The 496-nt window shown below is 54.0% G+C and carries 1 rRNA gene; it reads left to right on the top strand.

Annotation, left to right across the window (positions count from 1 at the left end):
• A 23S ribosomal RNA gene (locus HMPREF2656_RS02910) occupies nt 1-496 on the top strand; the annotation flags it as partial.

Genomic DNA, 496 nt, shown 5'->3' with positions numbered 1-496 from the left:
GGTGATGCGTGGGGCCTGATCCGTTGTAGGTCAGTGATGGGGTGACGCAGCAAGGTAGCCAAGCCGCTTATTGGATTGCGGTGCAAGCGTGTGGCACGACAGCATGTCAAATGCGGCTGTCAATAGTGTGAGGCGTGATGCGTAGCCCATATATGGGTGATGTTGGTGATCCTCTACTGCCGAGAAAAGCCTCTAGCGATGTGTGTATACGGCCCGTACCCGAAACCGACACAGGTAGTCAAGTAGAGAATACTCAGGCGGTCGGGAGAACTGTGGTTAAGGAACTCGGCAAATTACCCCCGTAACTTCGGGAGAAGGGGGACCCAAACTGGTGCCCGATCTATGCGATCGTGGTTGCTGGCGTGGGTCGCAGAGAATAGAGGGGAGCGACTGTTTATCAAAAACACAGGTCCGTGCGAAGACGATGAAGTTGATGTATACGGACTGACGCCTGCCCGGTGCTGGAAGGTTAAGAGGACCTGTTAGGACATTTTGT

Source organism: Corynebacterium sp. HMSC034B08 (assembly GCF_001835805.1).
Lineage (GTDB): Bacteria > Actinomycetota > Actinomycetes > Mycobacteriales > Mycobacteriaceae > Corynebacterium > Corynebacterium coyleae.
This window is presented reverse-complemented; position numbering and strand designations above follow the sequence as displayed.